Below are 3,273 nucleotides of genomic sequence, written 5' to 3' on the forward strand. Positions count from 1 at the left end.
CCCAACACACGACCCACCTCACCCGCCAAACCCACACCCGACCCCGAACACACCACCAACCACACACCCGACAACCCACCACCCGACACCCCACCCAACAACTCCCAACCAACCCCATAACGCCACCCCTCAACCCCACCCACCACCGCATACTCCGGCCAAAAACGCCGACGCTGAAACGCATACGTCGGCAACTCCACCAACCCACCACCACCCGACACCACCACACCCCAACCCACCGACAACCCACACACCCACGCCTCACCCAACGACCGCAACAACCGACCCACCCCACCATCACCACGACGCAACGTGTCGATCAGCACGGGATCGGGCAGGTCGGCCCGCGGCGTCAGCACCTCCTCCACGGCGGTCAGCAGCACCGGGTGCGCGGAGATCTCGACGAAGCCGCGGTGCCCGGACCCGGCCAGCACCTCGACCGCCTCGGCGAACCGCACGCCACGGCGCACGTTCGCGTACCAGTAGTCCGGGCCCAGCTCCGAGCCGTCGACCAGCCGTCCCTCCACGGTGGAGAAGAACGGGACCGTGCCGGTACGGGCACGAATACCGGCCAGCGCCGCGGGCAGCTTCTCGGCCAGCGGCTCGACCAGGCACGAATGGGCGACGAAACCGGTCACCGGAACGCGCCAGCGCATCACCCGCCGGGCCCGCAGCTCCCGCTCGAACTCCAGCAGCGCGCCGGGTTCTCCGGAGACCACGGTGGCCCGCGGGGAGTTCACCGCGGCGATCGACAGCCGGTCGCCCCACCGCGCCAGCAGCCGCGCGACCTCGGCGGCCGGCATCACCACCGACAGCATCCCGCCCTCGACGTTCAGCCCGGCCAGCAGCCGCGCCCGGACCGCCACCACCCGCGCGGCGTCCTCCAGGGAGAGCACGCCGGCCACCGTCGCCGCCGCCACCTCACCCTGCGAGTGGCCGACGACCACATCGGGGTGTACGCCCACCGCCCGCCACACCGCGGCCAGTGACACCATCACGGCCCACAGCATCGGCTGCAGCACCTCGGTCTCCTCGACCGAGGGCGCGCCCTCGTCCTGGCGCAGCACCGCGTACGGGTCCCACGTGACGTGTGGCCGCAGGGCCGCCGCGCAGGCGGCGAACTCGGCCGCGAACAGCGGTGACTCGTCCAGCAGCTGCCGGCCCATCCCGTCCCACTGCGACCCCTGGCCGGGAAAGACGAAAACGGTACGGCCGGGACCACCGGCCGGCACGGACCCGACCGCGACCATGTCGTCCGGGCGTCCCTCGGCGACGTCGGAGAGACGGCCGGCGAGCGCGGCGCCACCGGAGCCGACGACCACGGCCCGGTGCCGGAACTGGCTCCGGCCGGTGACCAGGGCGTGCGCGACCGCGGCGGGGTCGGCGCCCGCCGGGTCCAGGGCGAGCGGCAGCATCCGGCCGGCCTGTTCGGCCAGCGCCTCGGGCACCCGCGCGGACAGCGGCCAGGCGGTGACGCCGAGTCCGGCGGCCAGCAGCGCCGGCTTCGCGTCGGCCGGCCCGGACCGGTCCGGGCCGGCCGCCGGGGCCGGCGGCGCGGCGGGCGGTTCCTCCACGATGACGTGGGCGTTGGTGCCGCTGATGCCGAAGCCGGAGATCCCGGCGCGACGCGGCCGATGCTCGGACGCCGGCCAGGGCCGGGCCTCGGTCAGCAACCGGACCCGCCCCGACTCCCAGTCGATCTCGGTGGACGGCTCGTCGGCGTGCAGGGTCCGCGGCAGCACCCCGTGGCGCATCGCCAGCACCATCTTCATGATCCCGGCGACGCCCGCCGCACCCTGTGCGTGGCCGATGTTCGACTTGATCGAACCCAGCCACAGCGGACGGTCCGCGGGACGGCCCTGGCCGTACGTCGCCAGCAGCGCACCCGCTTCGATCGGGTCGCCCAGCTCGGTGCCCGTGCCGTGCGCCTCGACCACGTCGACCTGCTCGGGCGTCAGCCCGCCGGAGGCCAGCGCGGCACGGATCACCCGCTGCTGGGCCGGGCCGCTGGGCGCGGTGAAGCCGTTGGAGGCGCCGTCCTGGTTGACCGCGCTGCCGCGGACCACGGCGAGCACCGGGTGTCCGCGACGGCGCGCGTCGGACAGCCGTTCCACGGCCAGCATCCCGGCGCCCTCGCCCATGCCCATCCCGTCGGCGGATGCGGAGAACGCCTTGCTGCGCCCGTTCTCGGCCAGCCCGAGCGCGGATCCGAAGGCGAACGGCCCCGGCGAGGCCATCACCGTGACGCCACCGGCCAGGGCCAGATCGCACTCACCGGCGCGCAGCGCCTGGCAGGCCAGGTGCAGGGCGGCGAGCGAGGCGGAGCAGGCCGTGTCGATGGCGAGCGAGGGGCCCTCCAGCCCGAGGATGTAGGAGACCCGGCCGGCCAGCACCGCGCCGCCGTCGCTGACCGGGGTGGTCAGGTTGACGCTGGTCGTGCTGCCGACGAGCGCCTGGCTGTAGAGCTGCATCCAGCCGCCCACGAACACCCCGGTACGCGAACCGCGCAGGGTGGTCGGGTCGATGCCGGCGCGCTCCAGCGCCTCCCACGACGTCTCCAGCAGCAGCCGCTGCTGCGGGTCCATCGCCATCGCCTCGTTCGGCCCGATGCCGAAGAACGGCGCGTCGAAGTCGGCGGCGTCGTGCAGGAAGCCACCCTCCCGGCCGAAGGCGGTCGGCAGGTCCCAGCCCCGGTAGTCGGGGAAGGGGCTGATCGCGTCGATGCCCTCGGCGAGGATCTGCCAGAGCCGCTCCGGCGTGCTGGCACCACCCGGGAAACGACAGGCCATCCCGACGATCACGATGGGGTCGCCGGCATCGTCGCCGGACACCGCCCGGATCGGCACGACGGCCGTGCCGGCCACCGGCTCGGCGACACCGAAGAGCGCTCCGTGCAGCATCTCGGACAGCACCGCGACGGTGGGATGGTCGAAGATCAGAGTGGACGGCAGCCGCAGCCCGGTGAGTTCCCGGAGCCGGTCACGCAGCGCCACCGCCATGATCGAGTCGAAGCCCATGTCCCGGAACGCCTGATGCGGGTCCACCTCGCCGGCGTCGGCGTGCCCGAGCGCGGCGGCCGCCTCGGCACGCATCACCGCCTCGATCCCGGCCCTGCGCTCGGCCGGTGGCAGCGCGGTCAGGCGCTCGACCAGCGGGGTCCGGGGGGCGGACGAGTCCTGGATCTCCGGTGTGGTGTCGGTCTGCTGCGCCGCCACCGCCTCCGGCAACAACGACAACAACCGACTCGGCCGATGCAACATATACGTCGCCACA

Annotated in this window: 1 protein-coding gene; it reads right to left on the bottom strand. The window is 73.6% G+C overall.

All coding sequences use genetic code 11. The annotated features are described in order from the left end of the window. On the bottom strand, positions 1-3,236 hold a 3,236-nt coding region (locus tag ACQ0O7_RS44960; RefSeq protein WP_430792074.1), incomplete at its 3' end, for a type I polyketide synthase. Positions 3,237-3,273: the final 37 nt, after the last annotated feature.

The sequence above is a fragment of the Actinoplanes sp. G11-F43 genome, from assembly GCF_050589265.1.
Classification (GTDB): Bacteria; Actinomycetota; Actinomycetes; order Mycobacteriales; family Micromonosporaceae; genus Actinoplanes.